Here is an 18,740-nt window from a genome sequence, read left to right on the forward strand (position 1 = left end):
TTTCCAGTACTCAATCCCAGCTCAAAGCCCCACCCGTCTGATACTCAATAACCCGCGTCTCAAAGAAGTTTTTCTCTTTCTTGAGGTCCATGATCTCGCTCATCCAAGGGAACGGGTTGGTAGTGCCCGGATACTCTTCCTTCAAGCCAATTTGTGTCAGGCGACGGTTGGCGATGAACTTGAGGTAGTCCTCCATCATCGAGGCGTTCATGCCGAGGACGCCGCGGGGCATGGTATCGCGGGCGTATTCGATTTCGAGCTGCGTACCCTGGAGGATCATCTGGGTCGCTTCGTCCTTCATGGCGGCGTCCCACAGGTGTGGGTTTTCGATCTTGATCTGGTTGATCACGTCGATGCCGAAGTTCAGGTGCATGGACTCGTCGCGCAGGATGTATTGGAACTGCTCGGCGGTGCCGGTCATCTTGTTGCGGCGGCCCATGGAGAGGATCTGGGTGAAACCGCAGTAGAAGAAGATGCCTTCCAGCACGCAGTAGTAGGCGATGAGGTTGCGCAGGAATTCTTTATCCGTCTCGACGGTGCCGGTCTGGAAGGTCGGGTCGGAGATGGAGCGGGTGTACTTGAGGCCCCAGGAGGCCTTCTTCGCGACGCTCGGGATCTCGTGGTACATGTTGAAGATCTCGCCTTCATCCATGCCCAGCGATTCGATGCAGTACTGGTAGGCGTGGGTGTGGATCGCCTCTTCGAAGGCCTGGCGCAGGATGTACTGGCGGCACTCGGGGTTGGTGATCAGGCGGTACACGGCCAGCACGAGGTTGTTGGCGACCAGGCTGTCGGCGGTGGAGAAGAAGCCGAGGTTGCGCTTGACGATGCGGCGCTCGTCCTCGGAGAGGCCGTCCGGGCTCTTCCACAGGGCGATGTCGGCGTTCATGTTCACTTCCTGCGGCATCCAGTGGTTGGCGCAACCATCCAGATACTTCTGCCAGGCCCAGTCGTACTTGAAGGGGACGAGCTGGTTGAGGTCGGCGCGGGCGTTGATCATCTGCTTGTCGCCGACGTGAACGCGGGCGGAGGCGCCTTCGAGGTCGTCCAGGCCTTCCTGAATGTCGAGGTCGTCCAGGGCTTTCTTGGCGCGGGCGACGGCAGCGGAGTCGTCAGAGGCAACGGCGCGGGCTTCTTCGACGGAGCCGGCGGCGTCCTGGTCGAGTTTGGCGGGGGCGTCGGATTTTGCTGCAGCGGCTTGGGGAGCGGCCGGTGTGGCGGCAGAGGTGGTGTCTTCTTCGTCGAATTCGTCCCAGCTCAGCATGGTGGTTTCTCCTGATTGGGGACCGGTCGTGGCCGGTCGGAATGTTTTGGGCTTTTGTGTGTGCACGCAAAAGCGGTTGTTTGGTTGGGGGAGGGTGGAGGTGCCCTGCGTCCCGGTGTTCTGTATCAGGCCGGGGTTTGGGTCCGGCCTTTGTGTTGTCTGGTGGAGCGGCCCCTCACCCTAGCCCTCTCCCCGGTGGGGCGAGGGGATGGGAGCAGGGCTGGCCTGTGGCTATTGCACTAACTCGGATCGGGAGTTGGCGGATAGTGGATCGCGAGCAAGCTCGCTCCTACAGGTGACGCAACTCGGCGTCCCCGACTGGCCGTCCGCAACTAGCCGTCCGCCTCTCCTACAAGTCCGTGTTTCTCTCGCTCCTAGAGCAGCGCTTTTTCAGCGCTCACTCGGTGTGAGCGCGAAGCTGAGCGAGGCAGCGCTAGGCGTCTGCCAAGTCGGAGCCCCTGAGCGTACAGCTGTACGTGATGGGGGCCGGCTTGGCGGACAACAACGCGCGGTCCGCTCAGATTCGTGCGTCAGCCAGGTTTCTTATTGGCAGGCTTCGCAATCCGGTTCATCAATGGCGCAGGCTTTTGGCACCGGTGCCGGGCCGGCGGCCATTTCTGGCGCTGGCGCAGCTTTCGCCGGGGCAGCACTGGCGCCGCTGTTGCCACCGCTGGACACGGCGTTGAGCTTGCCGGTGTTGACGGTGGACTTCTCGGTGCTGGTCGCGGCCAGGGCACGGAGGTAATAGGTGGTTTTCAGGCCACGGTACCAGGCCATGCGGTAGGTCACGTCCAGTTTCTTGCCGCTGGCGCCGGCGATGTAGAGGTTCAGCGACTGGGCCTGGTCGATCCACTTCTGGCGGCGGCTGGCGGCGTCGACGATCCACTTGGTTTCCACTTCGAAGGCGGTCGCGTAGAGGTCTTTCAATTCCTGCGGGATGCGCTCGATCTGCTGCACGGAACCGTCGTAGTACTTGAGGTCGTTGATCATGACCGCGTCCCACAGGCCGCGGGCCTTGAGGTCGCGAACCAGGTAGGGGTTGATCACGGTGAACTCGCCCGAGAGGTTCGATTTCACGTACAGGTTCTGGTAGGTCGGCTCGATGGACTGCGACACGCCGGTGATGTTGGCAATGGTCGCGGTCGGCGCGATGGCCATGATGTTCGAGTTACGGATGCCGTTCTTGACGCGCGCACGCACCGGGGCCCAGTCCAGGGACTCGGTCAGGTCGACGTCGATGTACTTCTGGCCACGCGCTTCGATGAGGATCTGCTGGGAATCCAGCGGCAGGATGCCCTGGCTCCACAACGAACCCTGGAAGGTTTCGTAGGCGCCACGCTCGTCGGCCAGATCACAGGAGGCCTGGATGGCGTAGTAGCTGACCGCTTCCATGGACTTGTCGGCGAAGTCGATGGCGGCGTCGGAACCATAGGGGATGTGCTGCAGGTACAGCGCGTCCTGGAAGCCCATGATGCCCAGGCCCACCGGGCGGTGCTTGAAGTTGGAGTTACGCGCCTGCGGCACCGAGTAGTAGTTGATGTCGATGACGTTGTCGAGCATCCGCACAGCGGTGCGCACGGTGCGCTCCAGCTTGGCGGTGTCCAGCTTACCGTCGACGATGTGCTGGGGCAGGTTGATCGAGCCCAGGTTGCAGACGGCGATCTCGTCCTTGTTGGTGTTCAGCGTGATCTCGGTGCAGAGGTTGGAGCTGTGTACCACGCCGACGTGCTGCTGCGGGCTGCGCAGGTTGCACGGGTCCTTGAAGGTCAGCCATGGGTGGCCGGTTTCGAACAGCATGGACAGCATCTTGCGCCACAGGTCTTTGGCCTGCAGGGTCTTGTAGTTCTTGATCTTGCCGTATTCGATCAGGGCTTCGTAGTACTCGTAACGCTCCTCGAAGGCCTTGCCGGTGAGGTCGTGCAGGTCGGGTACTTCGCTTGGCGAGAACAGGGTCCACTTGCCGTCGTCGAAGACGCGCTTCATGAACAGGTCGGGAATCCAGTTGGCGGTGTTCATGTCATGGGTACGGCGACGGTCGTCACCGGTGTTCTTGCGCAGTTCGAGGAATTCCTCGATGTCCAGGTGCCAGGTTTCGAGATACGCGCAGACCGCGCCCTTGCGCTTGCCGCCCTGGTTGACCGCAACAGCAGTGTCGTTGACCACTTTCAGGAAGGGCACGACGCCCTGGGATTTGCCGTTGGTGCCCTTGATGTAGGCGCCGAGTGCGCGCACCGGGGTCCAGTCGTTGCCCAGGCCGCCAGCGAATTTGGAGAGCAGGGCGTTATCGCGGATGGCATCGTAGATGCCGCCCAGGTCGTCCGGCACGGTGGTCAGGTAGCACGACGACAGCTGCGGGCGCAGGGTGCCGGCGTTGAACAGGGTCGGCGTGGAGGCCATGTAGTCGAAGGACGACAGCAGGTTGTAGAACTCGATGGCGCGGGCTTCGCGCTGTTCTTCCTCGATGGCCAGGCCCATGGCGACGCGCATGAAGAAGATCTGCGGCAGCTCGAAGCGCACGCCATCCTTGTGGATGAAGTAGCGGTCGTAGAGGGTCTGCAGGCCGAGGTAAGTGAACTGCTGGTCCTGCTCATGGTTGATCGCGGCGCCCAGCTTGGCCAGGTCGTACTCTTTCAGGCGCGGGTCGAGCAGCTCGAACTGCACACCTTTTTCCACGTAGGCCGGCAGCGCCTTGGCGTAGAGGTCGGCCATTTCGTGATGGGTAGCGGATTCGGCGACGTCCAGGAAGCTCAGGGCTTCGGCGCGCAGGGTGTCCATCAGCAGGCGTGCGGTAACGTAGGAGTAGTTCGGCTCACGCTCAACCAGGGTGCGGGCGGTCATCACCAGGGCGGTGTTGACGTCGGTCTGCTCGACGCCGTCGTACAGGTTTTTCAGGGTTTCTTTCTGGATCAGCGCGCCATCGACTTCTGCAAGGCCTTCGCAGGCTTCGGTGATGATGGTGTTCAGGCGGCCCAGGTCCAGCGGCGACAGGCTGCCGTCGGCGCGTTTGATGCGGATGCTCGGATGGGCGTCAACCGGCGCGTCGACCGCGCCACGCTTGCGCTCCTGGGTGCGGGACTCGCGGTAGATCACGTAGTCGCGCGCGACTTTCTGCTCACCGGAACGCATCAGGGCCAGTTCGACCTGATCCTGGATTTCTTCGATATGGATGGTGCCGCCGGAGGGCATGCGGCGCTTGAAGGTGGCAGTGACCTGTTCGGTCAGACGCGCGACGGTGTCATGGATGCGCGACGAGGCAGAGGCATTGTTGCCTTCCACTGCGAGAAACGCCTTGGTGATGGCGACGGTGATCTTGTCATCGGTGTAGGGGACGACTGTACCGTTGCGCTTGATCACGCGTAGCTGGCCCGGCGCAGTGGCGGCCAGGTCCAGCGTGCTGTCGGCGTGCGGGTTCTCGCGAATGGACTCGTTCTGCATGGGGTCTCCGGATTCTCTCTGTCTCGGTAGCTCGTTAGGTGTCAGGCCTGCTTCGTGGGCGGCCTTGATCGGATGTCGCATGTCTCGTGTTGCATTAACCATGCCCCGGCGAACCGGCCATGGGTGACTCAAAACTGGAAACGATCCGGCACCAGAGGGTGGCGAATCGAATGTGCCGAAGCATAGTCAGGCGTTGTGAAGATCACAACCTCAAAACACAACATGTAGTGTGATGCGTTTGGCGCATGCGCTACTGCTGGGCTTGAGCAAAATCAATGTTGAGCTGCGCAGGGTCGCGGTCTGCGGCGGCGATCTATCGCGCCGATGCGAGCGCAAGCCGGGTAAAAATCAGAGCGAATTATTTTGCTTGCTTTTTCCGGCGTTTGTGTCTGTTCGGCTTTTAACACCCAACATATGGGGTAAAACACCGCTGGAGCGACACGATAGTGGTGGTTCGGGCGCAGTGCAAGGCGCTAAAAATGAACAACCTGTGGATAAGATGTGGGCGAGCTGTGCGCGATCGGGGCGCAGCCCGCGCCATTTCGGGGCTGCACACGCTTCGGATGAGATGCGTGTCACCCGATGCTTTCGGACGCCTGACGCCGGTCTAGGCAAAACACTATATGTGGTGTTTTGTCAAAGGCGGATTTATAGCGTTTCACTGGCGCCGAGGCGTCGATTTGACGGAATTAGCGCAGATGCTGGCCATCTGCCTGTCGAGCGCCTGGGTCTGGGGTGATCGATCTCCGCTGCGGCGGTGGATCACGAAGGCAATGGCTTCGCTCTGGCCACCTCGGTCGCGTGAGTCGAGAGGTTATTTCCTGATGAAGACGCACTAAAAAAGGCCGGTGAGTGGTGCGCCGCTACTGCTGCCATCTCCCTGCGCCGTGGCGCTACAATGCCGGCCGGTGTATCGGGAGGGCGCGTGGTGGATCAAGAGTCTTGGAACATCCTGATTGTCGAAGATGACCAGCGGTTGGCCGAACTGACCCGTGAGTATCTTGAAAGCAACGGCATGCAGGTCTCCATCGAGGCGGATGGCGCCCAGGCGGCCGAACGCATTGTTGATGAGCGTCCCGATCTGGTGGTGCTCGATCTGATGCTGCCCGGCGAGGATGGATTGTCGATCTGCCGCAAGGTGCGCGATCGATACGAGGGTCCGATCCTGATGCTGACCGCACGCGCCGACGACCTCGACCAGGTGCTCGGTCTGGAGACCGGTGCTGACGACTATGTCTGCAAGCCGGTACGGCCGCGGTTGCTGCTGGCGCGTATTCGGGCCTTGCTACGGCGCCGTGAGGGCGCAGAGGTCTCACCTATGCCCAGTGGAAAACGCGTCCAGTACGGCCCTCTGGTAGTGGACAACGCGCTGCGCGAGGCCTGGTTGCGCGGGGAGGGCATCGAGCTGACGGGCGCTGAGTTCGACCTGCTATGGCTGCTGACCTCCAATCCGGGACGGATCATGTCCCGCGAACAGATTTTCTCTGAATTGCGCGGCATCGAGTACGACGGCCAGGACCGTTCCATTGACGTGCGCATTTCCCGCATCCGCCCGAAGATCGGTGATGACCCCGATCACCCGCGGCTGATCAAGACGGTACGTGGCAAGGGCTATCTGTTCGTCTCCGAAGCGGCTGAAGCGCTGCAGTGAATTCGATCTTCCTGCGCATCTACGGCGGCATGCTCGCCGTGCTGGTGCTGGTTGGGCTGTTGGGCGCCGGTGGTTTGCATCTGCTCAACCAGGTAAGAGCCGATCAGCATCGCGAGGCGCTGGCGGCGGGTACCTTTCGCCTGATGGCGTACAACATGAGCAGCATGACGCCCATCGAGCGGCGCCAGGCGGCGAATCTATGGGGGCGGCTGCTGGGCATACCCTTGCGGGTGCGAACCCTGGAAGACATCCGGCTTGAGAGCAGCTTGGAAACCCGGCTGCTGAACGGCCAGGTGCTGGTGGAGCAGATCCGCCCCGGCAGCGTGACGATCTTTTCGCTGGTCAGCGCAGAGGACCGCCTGGCGCTGACGGGCGATGTGGAGCAGCTCAGTGAGCAGCTCGCGCGTGCAACCATCTATCTGTTGATCGATGAGCTGATCCGCTACCCCGAAGACGAACAGCCCCAGCGCTTGGCTGAACTCAAGAAGGCGCGCGGCTTTGGTTATGAGCTGCAATTGCTGACCCGCGACAGTGCCAGCCTCGATGACGATCAGCGTCGCCGACTGGATGAAGGCGACACGGTGATGGCGCTGGTCAACGGGGGAGAGGCCATCCGGGTATTCGCGGCGATTGCTGGCACGCCCTGGATCATGTCCCTTGGTCCGCTCTATCAGCTCAATCCCTATCCGCCCCAGCTGCTGATACTGATCGGCGTGCTGGGCCTGTCGCTGATCGGGCTGACGGTGTACCTGCTGGTGCGCCAGTTGGAGCGACGGTTGCGAAGTGTCGAGCGCGCCGCCACACGCATCGCGGCCGGCCAGTTGGAAGCCCGCGTTCCGGACGCCGGCACCGACTCGGTGGGACGCCTGGCCAAGGCATTCAACGGCATGGCCAGTCATCTGCAGCGCTTGCTGGCGGTGCAGCGGGAGATGGTCAGCGCGGTGGCTCACGAGCTGAGAACGCCCGTCGCCCGGTTGCGCTTTGGCCTGGAGATGGCCGGCTCGGCGCAGACACCGGAAGCGCGTAGTCGCTATCTGCACGATATGGACGGTGACATCGACGATCTGGACCGGTTGGTGGACGAGATGCTGGTGTATACGCGTCTCGAACGTGGCTCGCCGGAACTGACGTTCCAATCGGTCGACCTGAGTACCCTGATCGATCAGGTGATCGGAGAGCTGGCGCCGTTGCGGCCTGCCGTTTTGGTTGAGCGCGGGCCGTGTGAACCGGGCCCCGACGGAAGCAGTCTCGTCGATGCCGAGCCGCACTACCTGCGTCGCGCCTTGAGCAATCTGATCAGCAATGCGATGCGCCATGCCGAAACGCGGGTTCACGTCAGCTTTGCCATCGATGCCGTGCGGGCTCAGCTGGTGGTAGAAGATGATGGACCGGGCGTACCGGAAGAGGCGTGGGAAAAGGTTTTCGCGCCCTTCCTGCGCCTGGACGACAGCCGAACCCGAGCCTCCGGTGGACATGGCCTGGGATTGTCGATCGTCCGGCGTATCTCCTATTGGCACGATGGCCGTTCACAGATTGGTCACAGCCCACTGGGCGGTGCCCGTTTCAGTCTGGTCTGGCCACGCAAGCGGTCCCGGTAGGATGGGGTGAGCCTGCGATACCCATCTCGACCCGATGGGACGAGCGGCGCGCTCAAACAGTGGCCGAGAGGCTGACCAGGCTCAGCAGGTAGTCATCGAATCGAGCGAACTGGCCCTCCAGTTCGGCACCGGTCTTCCAGTCGTCCGATAGATCATTGAGCAACCGCAGGCGAGCATAGCCGCCGTCGTCATGATGGATCAGCTCGGCTTCCTGGAAATAGAAGCGTTTGTTGACGAGCGGATACAGCGCCTTGAACAAGCTTTCCTTGATCGAAAAGGTAAGGGTCACCCGTAGCGAGCGTTGGGCCTCGTCGAGTGCTGCGTAGCCCTCCAGCTCGCGCGGGGTGAGAATTTCGGCGACCAGGCGATCCGCCCGGGAGGCTGGAATCTGCTTTTCCACATCCAACCCGAGGCCGCGCCACTGGTCACGACGCGCCACCACCGCTGCGGCCCAGCCGGCGCCGTGGGTAATGGAACCGGTCACCCCGGTTGGCCAACAAGGCGAGCGGTCGTCGTTCACAGCGGGGATGCAGGGCTCGCCAGTCACCCTGCGCAGGGCTTCGTACGCGCAGAGGCGGCCGGCGAGGAACTCGGTCTGACGTTTGCTCACGGCAGCCATAGGTGGCACGCCGCAGCGGACGAAGTCCTCAGGGACGAGCAGGGCGGGATCGAAGTGGGTACTGATCAATTGCACGCCTGGCAAGGCGAGCGGCAGCGGCCATTGATCGCTCAAGGGAGTGCAGCAGGCGGGGTGATATGCAATAGAGTTCATGGGGCGATAGTGTGCCTCAGTGCTGGGCCGAGCGCAGTCCCGGCAATATGCGTGTCCTGTGTATGAGTCCTATGGCGCGCTAGCTCGATCCACCTTTTTGTAGGAGCGAGCTTGCGCGATCCGCTGCAGTCACGAAGTATCTACCGTCATCAGTGCCAACGGTTAGCAGCGTACGGCTCTTGTAGGAGCGAGCTTGCTCGCGAACCAGGCGCCCCGGCTTCGCATCAGCTCCTTCGGGTGGTGCGATGATCTTCAGCGTCTCTCACCGAATTGCCATAAAACTTTGGAAAGCGGCATAACACTCCGTCACCCCGCAGCGAAGCCGTGCAGCTTCCCGCCCAGCGAGTCGCTACACTAGCGGCCGGGCTACCAAGGGGAATGGAACCGTGTTGAAGGACTTGGGAATAAAGAGTCGCGTGCTGGTGCTGATATTGTTGCCCAGCATGGTGCTCGCCGTGGCGCTTGGCGTCTATTTCACCTGGATGCAGCTTTCCGAGATGCGCCATCAGCTCGATGCGCGGGGCCAGCTGATTGCAGAGCAGTTGGCCCCTCTGGCCGCGCCCGCCATGGCGCAAGGCTATAGCAAACGGCTACAACGTATCCTCAACCAAGTGCTGGACCAGCCCGATGTACGCGCCGTGTCCATCCTCAATGCCGAGCGCAACCTGCAGGCCCATGCCGGGCCGAACATGATCACCCCATCGCCGCCAACCGATCCCGAGGCGCTGACTCAAGTCAGCAACGTCGACACCACACGCATCCTCCTGCCGGTGCGTGGCAAGCATCTGAATCTCGCCGAAGACAACCCGGAAAACGACCTCCGCCTGGTTGGTTGGCTGGAGCTTGAGTTGTCGCACCAAGGGACGTTGCTGCGCGGTTACCGCAGCCTCTTTACCAGCCTGTTGTTGATCGGTGCCGGGCTGATCATCACCGCACTGCTGGCGCTGCGCATGAGCACGGCGATCAGTAAGCCGCTGCACAAGGTCAAGGTTGCGGTGGCGCAGCTCAAGGACGGTCATCTGGAGACCCGTTTGCCGCCGCTCGGCAGTCATGAAATGGACGAGGTCGCGGCAGGCATCAACCGCATGGCCGAGGCGCTGCTGGCCGCCCGTGAAGAACTGCAGCAGAGCATCGACCAGGCCACCGAAGACGTGCAGCAGAATCTGGAAACCATCGAGATCCAGAACATCGAACTCGATCTTGCCCGTAAGGAAGCGCTGGAGGCCAGCCGGATCAAGTCCGAATTTCTGGCCAACATGAGCCATGAGATCCGTACGCCGCTCAACGGCATCCTCGGCTTTACGCATCTGTTGCAGAAAAGCGACCTCACACCGCGGCAACACGATTACCTGTCGACCATCGAGAAGTCCGCTGACAGCCTGCTCGGGATCATCAACGAGATCCTCGACTTCTCTAAGATCGAGGCCGGCAAACTGGTGCTCGACAGCATTCCATTCAACCTGCGTGACCTGATCGAAGACACCCTGACCATCCTCGGCCCAGCAGCACACGAGAAGCGTCTGGAGCTGGTCAGTCTGGTCTATCGCGACACGCCGCTGTCGCTGGTCGGGGACCCGTTGCGGCTCAAGCAGGTGCTGACCAACCTGGTCAGCAACGCCATCAAGTTCACCAACGAAGGCACTGTCATCGTTCGCGCGATGGTCGAGGATGAGCGCTCCGACCGTGCGCAGCTGCGCATCAGCGTGCAGGACACCGGCATCGGTCTGACCGATCAGGACCTGCGCGCGCTGTTCCAGGCGTTCAGCCAGGCAGACAATTCCCTGTCGCGCCAACCCGGCGGTACCGGCCTCGGGCTGGTGATTTCCAAGCGCCTGATCGAGCAGATGGGGGGGGAAATCGGCGTCGACAGCATTCCGGAAGAGGGCTCCGAGTTCTGGATCAGCCTGAGCCTGCCCAAAGCACGTGACGACATTGAGGATCTGCCGCGAGCGGCGCTGCTCGGGCGCAAGGTTGGCTTGCTTGAACAGCATCCGCTGACCCGTCAGGCCCTGCAGCACCAGCTGGAGAGCTGCGGCATGGAAGTGCTGCCGTTCGAGAGCCTGGATAAACTGCAAGCGGCCGTGTTCGAAGCGCATACCAGTGACAGACCAATCGAAATAGCCGTGCTCGGTGTGACGCATCGGGAGATCGCACCGCAACAGCTCTGCCTGCGGTTATGGGAGTTCGAAGGGCTCGGCTGTAAGTGCATCGTGCTCTGCCCAACCAGCGAACAGGCGCAGTACCACGAGGCGTTGCCCGAGTCGCATACTCATGCCCAGCTCCAGAGCAAGCCGGCGTGCACGCGCAAGTTGCAGCGGGTGCTGCTCGACCTGTTGCGGCCACCGCAGGCGTTGATCGAGAGCACGGCGGTGCCTGAGACGCGACCGCCACGCGTGCTCTGCGTCGACGATAACCCGGCCAACCTGTTGTTGCTGGAAACCCTGCTGACCGATATGGGCGGCGAAGTCGAGGCGGTGAGCAGCGGCGCGGAAGCGTTGGAGGCCGTCAAGCAGAAGCCCTTCGATCTGGTGTTCATGGATGTGCAGATGCCGGGCATGGACGGGCGTCAAACCACCGAGGCGATTCGCCGCTGGGAGGACGACAGCGCTCAGCCGCCAATGCCGATCGTTGCCCTCACGGCGCATGCGCTCTCCAATGAAAAGCGTTCGCTGTTGCAGAGCGGCCTCGACGACTACCTGACCAAGCCGATCAGCGAGCGGCAATTGGCTCAGGTAATCCTGAAGTGGACTGGCCTGCCGCTGACGCGCAGCTTTGTGGCTGCGCCACCCGAGGCACAGCCGCCGGAAAACAATCTCAAGGTGCTGGACTCGGAAGAAGGCTTGCGCCTGGCCGCCGGCAAGGCCGATCTCGCCGCCGATATGCTGAGCATGCTGTTGGCCTCGCTGGAGGATGATCGTCAGGTGATCCGCGCAACCCGCCTGGCCAATGACCGGCAGGCGACCATCGACCGCGTGCATCGTTTGCACGGTGCTACCCGTTACTGCGGGGTGCCTCAGTTGCGCGCGGCCTGCGAGCGCAGCGAAACCCTGCTCAAGCAGAACCACCCAAGCGCGGCCCAGGCGCTGGATGAGCTCGACAGCGCCATCGAGCGGCTGGAGATAGAGGCACGTGTGGTCTAGTGGGGGACGCAACCACTTGAGCGCATTCGCCTGAGGGCGAACCTTCGGCGCGCACCCGGACGAGGAAGGCTCGCCTGCGGCAGTGCCGACCGCAGGAAAGCCTGAAAAGCCCGATGCCGCAGCATCATTCGCCCATCACCACCCCTTCGCGGCGCGGATCGGCGCCGCCGAACCAGCCGTTTTCGGTACGTTGTATCGCTTGCAGTCCGCTGGTCATTTCGGTCTCGTTGACCTCATGACCACGGGCTTCGAGCGCCTGCACGGTGCTGGTCGGGAAGCGACCGGATTCAAGTACCGTCGGGCCGTTGAAACTGCCGAAGTTTGGAAGATCGATCGCGCGTTGCGCATCGAGTCCCCAGTCATACATGCCCAGCAAGGTTTTTGCCGTGAAATGAATGATTGCGGCGCCGCCTGGCGAGCCGAGGCTCGCAAGGAATTGCTCGCCCGTGACGTCGAACACCAGCGTCGGGCTCATGCTTGAACGCGGCCGCTTGTTGGGTTCGACCCGGTTGGCCACCTGCCGGCCCATCGCGTCGTAGGGTACGAACGCAAAGTCCGTCAGCTCGTTGTTGAGCAAGTAACCGCCGGGGAGGCCGGTGCCGCCATCGTTGAGCAGGCGTGAGCCGAAGGCTTGCTCGATGGTTGTGGTCATCGCCAGCGCGTTGCCCTCGGCGTCGACAATGCTGATGTGGCTTGTGCCGTATTCCGGCTGCGCCGCCTGCGGGGCGAGCGCGACAGGCATTTCGCCCGGTTCGCCTGCTTCGGCGGTGCCCATGCTGCTTGGGCCGATCAGTGCCGCACGGCTTTTGAGGTAACTCGGCGCAAGCATGCTGTTCCAGGTGCGGCCGGGGACCGGCACGAAGTCCGGGTCAGCCAGGTACTTGGCTCGGTCGGCGTAGGCCAGGCGAGAGGCCTCGGTGTAACGATGCAGGAACTCGACAGAGGGCACGCCCTGATCGAGGGGCTGAACTGGCGGCAGGTGTTCCAGTATCCCGAGAATCTGCATCTGGGTAATGTGGCCCGACGACGGCGGCGGAAAGCCGCAGACCTGATAGCGCTTTTGCCAAAGGGTACAGATGGCGTCTCGCTGTCGCGGTTGATAGCCGTCCAGATCGCTCAGGCTGATACGGCCTGGATTGGTTGGGTGAGTATTGACCTGCTGCACCAGCGATAGGGCGTTGGCGCCCGTATAGAACGCCTCGCTGCCGCGCGCGGCGATCTCCCTGAGCAGAGCGGCGAGAGCCGGGTTGCGCAGGCGATGGCCGACCGGTAATGGCTCGCCATTAGCCTGGTAGTAAAACGCCGCCGCGCGCGGGTCGCCGCGCAAGGCCGGGTCGCTGGCCAGCAGGCTGTGCAAACGCGGGCTGACCTCGAAGCCGTCTTCGGCGAGTTCGATAGCGGGCTTGAACAATGCACGCCACGGCAGTTTCCCGTACTGGTCGTGCGCGCGCTCAAGCATTCTGACCACGCCCGGCACACCCACCGAGCGACCGCCTACCACGGCATCGAGAAAGGCCATTGGCTCGCCGTCGGCAGTCAGGAACAGTCGCTCGTCGACCGCAGCCGGTGCGGTCTCGCGTCCGTCCAGCGCCGCGATGTGTTCGCCATCCCAGTACAGCAGAAAGGCACCGCCGCCGAGCCCGCTGGATTGCGGCTCGACCAGGCTCAGCACCATCTGGACCGCCACGGCCGCATCCATTGCGCTACCGCCGGCCTTGAGGATGTCGTAGCCAGCCTCCGTCGCCAGCGGGTTGGCCGCCGCGACGGCAAAGCGCTCCAGCGCCCAGCCGGGCTTGGCCGAATACCCGCTGGACGCTTCCGGGGCGGGCGGGATTTCGCTGGACGGGCCGTCCGTTTGAGTACAGGCGGTGAGGCTGAGCAACAGAATCGATGGAACCAGGGCAGCTCGTCCGGCGTGCATGGGATGTTCCTTGTCTGGGGCGGAAGGAAAGCTGTAACTGTTTACAGACCTAGACTACTGACTCCGTCCTGCCAAGCCAAATCGCTGCGGTTGGGAAAATCTTCGTATTTTCAGGGAGCTGAGCCGTTTGTCTGCCTGCTTCGCCGAATGGACACTCGACATGGCGCATCGGCAGCCGTAGCGCGCCGCCATCCTGAGCGACGCGAGGGGACCATGGTCTGCCCGCGGCCGGTGGTTGCCGGTATCATGTGCGCCTCTCAAAGGCTGTGCGGTCCATCGAAGCCATGACAATTCAGTACCCGACCATCGCCGATTGTGTCGGCAACACCCCTCTGGTTCGCCTGCAGCGTCTGGCCGGTCAAACCAGTAACACGATCTTGCTGAAACTCGAAGGCAACAACCCTGCCGGTTCGGTCAAGGACCGTCCCGCGCTGTCGATGATTGCCCGGGCCGAAGCACGCGGCGACATCAAGCCCGGCGATACCTTGATCGAAGCCACCTCCGGCAATACCGGCATCGCCCTGGCGATGGCCGCTGCGATCAAGGGCTATAAGTTCATCCTGATCATGCCGGACAATTCCAGCGCCGAGCGTAAGGCCGCGATGACCGCCTACGGCGCGGAGCTGATTCTGGTAAGCAAGGAAGAGGGCATGGAAGGCGCTCGCGACCTGGCAGTAAAAATGGCTGCTGAAGGGCGCGGCAAGGTGCTCGATCAGTTCGCCAATGGGGACAATCCCGAAGCCCACTACACCAGCACCGGGCCCGAACTGTGGCAGCAGACTCAGGGCAGCATCACCCACTTCGTCAGTTCAATGGGTACCACCGGCACCATCATGGGCGTGTCGCGCTACCTCAAACAGCAGAACCCGGCGATCCAGATCATCGGCCTGCAGCCCATGGAGGGCGCAGCGATTCCAGGTATCCGGCGCTGGCCGCAGCAATACCTGCCAAAGATCTACCAGGCCGAGCGCGTCGACCGCATCGTCGACATGGCGCAGGAAGAGGCTGAGCACGTCATGCGGCGGCTGGCGCGTGAAGAAGGTATCTTTTGTGGCGTCTCCTCGGGCGGCGCAGTGGCTGCCGCGCTGCGTCTGTCGGAGGAAGTTGAAAACGCGGTGATCGTGGCGATCATCTGCGACCGTGGCGACCGCTACCTGTCGACGGGCGTTTATGACCAGGCTTGATCGCGACATGAACTTGCACGGTGGAACCCGCTAATGGCCAAGCGCAGTGGTGGTTTGCGTTTCCAGCCCAGTGGTGGCGAGAAGAAGCCGCAGATTCCCACCGGCAAGAAGCAGCGGCTGAGCATTCAGCGGCTCGCCAACGACGGGCGAGGCATCGCCTTTCTCGACAACCGCACCTGGTTCGCCGAAGGGGCCTTGCCTGGCGAAGACGTCGAGGCGCGCGTGCTCAACGCCCGCAGTCAGATCATCGAAGCCCGTACCGAGCGAGTATTGGCACCCAGCGCTCGCCGTCGCGCCGAGCCGTGCCCCCATGCGCGGGTTTGCGGAGGCTGCAACCTGCAGCATCTGAGCGCTGACGATCAGCTTGAATTGAAACAACGCAGCCTTGCCGAGCAGCTGTCCCGTGTGGCGGCGGTCGAGCCGCAGCAATGGGCCACGTCGCTCAGCGGGCCCGAGTTCGGCTACCGCCGTCGCGCACGGCTGGCGGTGCGTTGGGATCACAAAGCGAAGCGCCTGGATGTCGGCTTCCGCGCCAGTGCCAGCCAGGACATCGTTGTGATCCGCGAATGCCCTGTACTGGTACAACCTTTGCAGACGCTGTTGCCGGGGCTATTGGCCGTGCTGCATGAATTGGACAAGCCGCAGGCAATCGGCCACCTGGAGTTGTTCAGCGGGACTAGCGAAGCGGTGCTGGTGCGCCACACCGCTGCGCTGGCCGCGGGCGATCTGCAGCGCCTGACCGAATTCGCAAGGGCACAAAACGTGCAGCTCTGGCTGCAGGGCGAGGGCGCGCCGCAGCCAGTGCAATCGACGTACCTGTTGGGCTATCGCTTGCCGGAGTGGGATCTGGAGTTGGCTTGGCGGCCGGGAGACTTCATCCAGGTCAATGCGCCGGTAAACGAGGCGATGGTGGCGCAGGCGCTGGATTGGCTGGCACCGGAACCGGGCGAGCGAGTCCTCGATCTGTTCTGCGGATTGGGCAACTTTACCTTGCCGCTGGCACGAAAGGGTGCACAGGTAGTGGCGGTGGAGGGCGTTGGCGAGATGGTCGAGCGTGCCCGCACCAATGCAGAGCATAACGGTCTGGATGCTGCGCACTTTTATCAGGCAGACCTGTCGAAGCCGCTTGCCGAGGCCGAGTGGGCAGAGGGCGGCTTTTCGGCAGTGCTGCTCGATCCGCCGCGCGATGGCGCGTTGGAAATCGTTCGGCAGATGACGACGTTAGGCGCGAGGCGTGTGGTCTATGTTTCATGCAATCCCGCAACGCTGGCGCGGGATGCTGCCGAGCTGATCGGCCAGGGTTACCAGTTGATACAGGCCGGCGTGCTGGACATGTTCCCGCAAACGGCACACGTAGAGGCGATGGCGCTCTTCGAGCGGTCTGCATAGTTTGGCTTTATATCGACAGGCGATCGGCCTGTGGTTTAACCGACCGACTCTTAGAAAGTCGGCGTATTCGACGCAGATAATGCGTAGAGGGAAGGTATTAGATGGTCCAGGTCAGAGCGCTTCAGCCGATCAATACGGACGGCAGCATCAACCTCGATGGCTGGCTCGATCATGTGCTGGGGATGGACCCGGCACTCGACCGCGACGCACTCAAACAGGCCTGCGAGTTCGCTCGGGCGGCAGAGCAGCAGGCGAACGCGGCACAGAATCTGTGGAGCGAAGGCACCTCCAGCTACCAGACCGGGCTGGAAATTGCCGAAATCCTCGCCGACCTCAAGCTTGACCAGGACAGCCTGGTCGCAGCCGTGATCTACCGTGGCGTGCGTGAAGGCAAGATCCAGCTGGCTGAGGTGCATCAGCACTTCGGACCGGTGGTCGCCAAGCTGATCGAAGGCGTGCTACGCATGGCCGCCATCAGCGACAGCCTCAACCCGCGCGAATCGTTGGTGCTGGGCACCCAGACCCAGGTGGAAAACCTGCGCAAGATGCTGGTGGCGATGGTCGATGACGTGCGCGTCGCGCTGATCAAGCTGGCCGAGCGAACCTGCGCCATCCGCGCCGTCAAACATGCCGATGACGACAAGCGCCATCGCGTCGCGCGGGAAGTGTTCGATATCTATGCGCCACTGGCCCATCGACTGGGTATTGGTCATATCAAATGGGAGCTGGAAGATCTGTCCTTCCGCTACCTCGAACCCGAGCAGTACAAGCAGATCGCCCAGCTGCTGCACGAACGCCGGCTGGATCGCGAGCAGTACATTGATAGCGTCGTTCAACAGTTGAAGGACGAGCTGACTGCCACCGGGATACATCCCGAGATCGATGGACGTGCCAAGCACATCTATTCCATCTGGCGGAAAATGCAGAAGAAAGGGCTGCAGTTCAGCCAGATCTATGATGTTCGTGCCGTTCGTGTGCTGGTGCCTGAAGTGCGGGATTGCTACACCGCGCTAGGTATCGTGCACACCCTGTGGCGCCACATTCCCAAGGAGTTCGACGACTACATCGCCAACCCCAAGGAAAACGGCTACCGCTCGCTGCACACCGCCGTGCTCGGGCCGGAGGGCAAAGTGTTGGAGGTGCAGATTCGCACCCAGGCCATGCACGAAGAGGCCGAGCTGGGTGTCTGCGCGCACTGGCGTTACAAGGGCACGGACGTCAAGAGCACCTCGAACCACTATGAAGAAAAAATCTCCTGGCTGCGTCAGGTGCTGGAATGGCACGAAGAGCTGGGCGATATCGGCGGCTTGGCGGATCAACTGCGCGTGGATATCGAGCCTGACCGGGTCTACGTATTCACCCCGGACGGTCATGCCATCGATCTGCCCAAGGGGGCCACGCCGCTGGATTTTGCCTACCGCGTACACACGGAGATCGGCCACAACTGCCGCGGCGCGAAGATCAACGGGCGCATCGTGCCGCTCAACTACAGCCTGCAGACCGGCGAACAGGTCGAGATCATCACCAGCAAGCAGGGCTCGCCGAGCCGCGACTGGCTGAACCCCAACCTGGGTTACATCACCACTTCGCGCTCCCGGGCGAAGATCGTCCACTGGTTCAAGCTACAGGCCCGCGACCAGAACGTGGCGGCCGGCAAGGCGCTGCTGGAGCGCGAACTGGGCCGCCTCGATCTACCGCCGGTGGATTTCGACAAGCTGGCCGAAAAAGCAAATCTGAAGACCGCCGAGGACATGTTTGCCGCGCTGGGCGCAGGCGATTTGCGTCTGGCTCAGCTGGTCAACCATGCCCAGCAGCTGGTGGAGCCGGACGGCCCTAGTGATGATCAGCTCGAGCTGATCCCGAAGCGCCCCACCAGTACCAAGCCAGGCAAACGCGGCGACGTGCAGATTCAGGGCGTCGGCAACCTGCTCACGCAAATGGCCGGCTGTTGTCAGCCGCTGCCGGGCGACCCGATTGTTGGTTACATCACCCTCGGACGCGGCGTCAGCATTCACCGCCAGGATTGCGCGTCGGTGCTGCAGTTGTCCGGGCGTGAACCGGAGCGGATCATCCAGGTCAGTTGGGGGCCTATCCCGGAGAAGACCTATCCGGCGGACATCAGCATCCGGGCCTACGACCGCTCCGGTCTGCTCCGCGATGTTTCGCAGATTCTGCTCAACGAGCGGATCAACGTGCTGGCCGTCAATACCCGCTCGAACAAGGAAGACAGCACGGCGCAGATGACGCTGACCATCGAAATCCCAGGGCTCGATGCGTTGGGTCGGTTGCTCAGCCGGATCTCGCAGCTGCCCAATATCATCGAAGCTCGTCGCCTGCGGGCTTCGTGACCCGTTTCGGGCCGCTGCGCGATGCCGTGCAGCGTTGC

The 18,740-nt window shown here is 62.4% G+C and carries 10 protein-coding genes; 6 read left to right on the forward strand and 4 right to left on the reverse strand.

The window, feature by feature from the left end; all coding sequences use genetic code 11:
• Window positions 1-10 precede the first annotated feature (10 nt).
• The gene (locus tag JQR87_RS06620) at window positions 11-1,264 is read right to left on the reverse strand and encodes a ribonucleotide-diphosphate reductase subunit beta (protein WP_407291488.1); all 1,254 of its coding nucleotides are present in this window, start codon (window positions 1,262-1,264) and stop codon (window positions 11-13) included.
• 543 nt (window positions 1,265-1,807) lie between these two features.
• Window positions 1,808-4,699, reverse strand: coding sequence for a ribonucleoside-diphosphate reductase subunit alpha (locus JQR87_RS06625; RefSeq protein WP_407291487.1), 2,892 nt, complete (start codon window positions 4,697-4,699; stop codon window positions 1,808-1,810).
• A 928-nt stretch (window positions 4,700-5,627) separates the two neighbouring features.
• On the opposite strand from JQR87_RS06625, the gene JQR87_RS06630 reads away from it, so the two are divergent.
• Together JQR87_RS06630 and JQR87_RS06635 are read left to right on the forward strand one after the other, a co-directional pair.
• Complete coding sequence (locus JQR87_RS06630) at window positions 5,628-6,350, forward strand: winged helix-turn-helix domain-containing protein (protein WP_407291485.1); 723 nt, start codon at window positions 5,628-5,630, stop codon at window positions 6,348-6,350.
• Window positions 6,347-7,948, forward strand: coding sequence for an ATP-binding protein (locus JQR87_RS06635; RefSeq protein ID WP_407291484.1), 1,602 nt, complete (start codon window positions 6,347-6,349; stop codon window positions 7,946-7,948). Before JQR87_RS06630 ends, JQR87_RS06635 begins: the two co-directional genes overlap by 4 nt.
• 52 nt (window positions 7,949-8,000) lie before the next feature.
• Here the strand turns inward: JQR87_RS06635 and JQR87_RS06640 are convergent, their stop codons facing one another.
• The gene (locus tag JQR87_RS06640; RefSeq protein WP_407291482.1) at window positions 8,001-8,720 is read right to left on the reverse strand and encodes a 4'-phosphopantetheinyl transferase family protein; all 720 of its coding nucleotides are present in this window, start codon (window positions 8,718-8,720) and stop codon (window positions 8,001-8,003) included.
• Window positions 8,721-9,106: 386 nt separating this feature from the next.
• On the opposite strand from JQR87_RS06640, the gene JQR87_RS06645 reads away from it, so the two are divergent.
• Window positions 9,107-11,860, forward strand: coding sequence for a response regulator (locus JQR87_RS06645; protein WP_407291481.1), 2,754 nt, complete (start codon window positions 9,107-9,109; stop codon window positions 11,858-11,860).
• Between the two features lie 124 nt (window positions 11,861-11,984).
• Here JQR87_RS06645 and JQR87_RS06650 read toward each other — a convergent pair whose 3' ends face one another.
• The gene (locus JQR87_RS06650; RefSeq protein WP_407291480.1) at window positions 11,985-13,781 is read right to left on the reverse strand and encodes a gamma-glutamyltransferase family protein; all 1,797 of its coding nucleotides are present in this window, start codon (window positions 13,779-13,781) and stop codon (window positions 11,985-11,987) included.
• Between the two features lie 284 nt (window positions 13,782-14,065).
• Here JQR87_RS06650 and cysM point away from each other — a divergent pair, with 284 nt between their 5' ends.
• The 3 genes from cysM to relA all read left to right on the forward strand — a co-directional run bounded on the left by cysM (window position 14,066) and on the right by relA (window position 18,702).
• Window positions 14,066-14,965, forward strand: coding sequence for a cysteine synthase CysM (gene cysM / locus JQR87_RS06655; protein ID WP_407291478.1), 900 nt, complete (start codon window positions 14,066-14,068; stop codon window positions 14,963-14,965).
• Between the two features lie 33 nt (window positions 14,966-14,998).
• Window positions 14,999-16,354, forward strand: a complete 1,356-nt coding sequence (gene rlmD, locus JQR87_RS06660; RefSeq protein ID WP_407291477.1) for a 23S rRNA (uracil(1939)-C(5))-methyltransferase RlmD — start codon at window positions 14,999-15,001, stop codon at window positions 16,352-16,354.
• A gap of 101 nt (window positions 16,355-16,455) precedes the next feature.
• Complete coding sequence (relA, locus tag JQR87_RS06665) at window positions 16,456-18,702, forward strand: GTP diphosphokinase (RefSeq protein ID WP_407291475.1); 2,247 nt, start codon at window positions 16,456-16,458, stop codon at window positions 18,700-18,702.
• The last annotated feature ends 38 nt before the right edge of the window (window positions 18,703-18,740 follow it).

Source organism: Stutzerimonas stutzeri (assembly GCF_051028275.1).
Classification (GTDB): domain Bacteria; phylum Pseudomonadota; class Gammaproteobacteria; order Pseudomonadales; family Pseudomonadaceae; genus Stutzerimonas; species Stutzerimonas stutzeri_AS.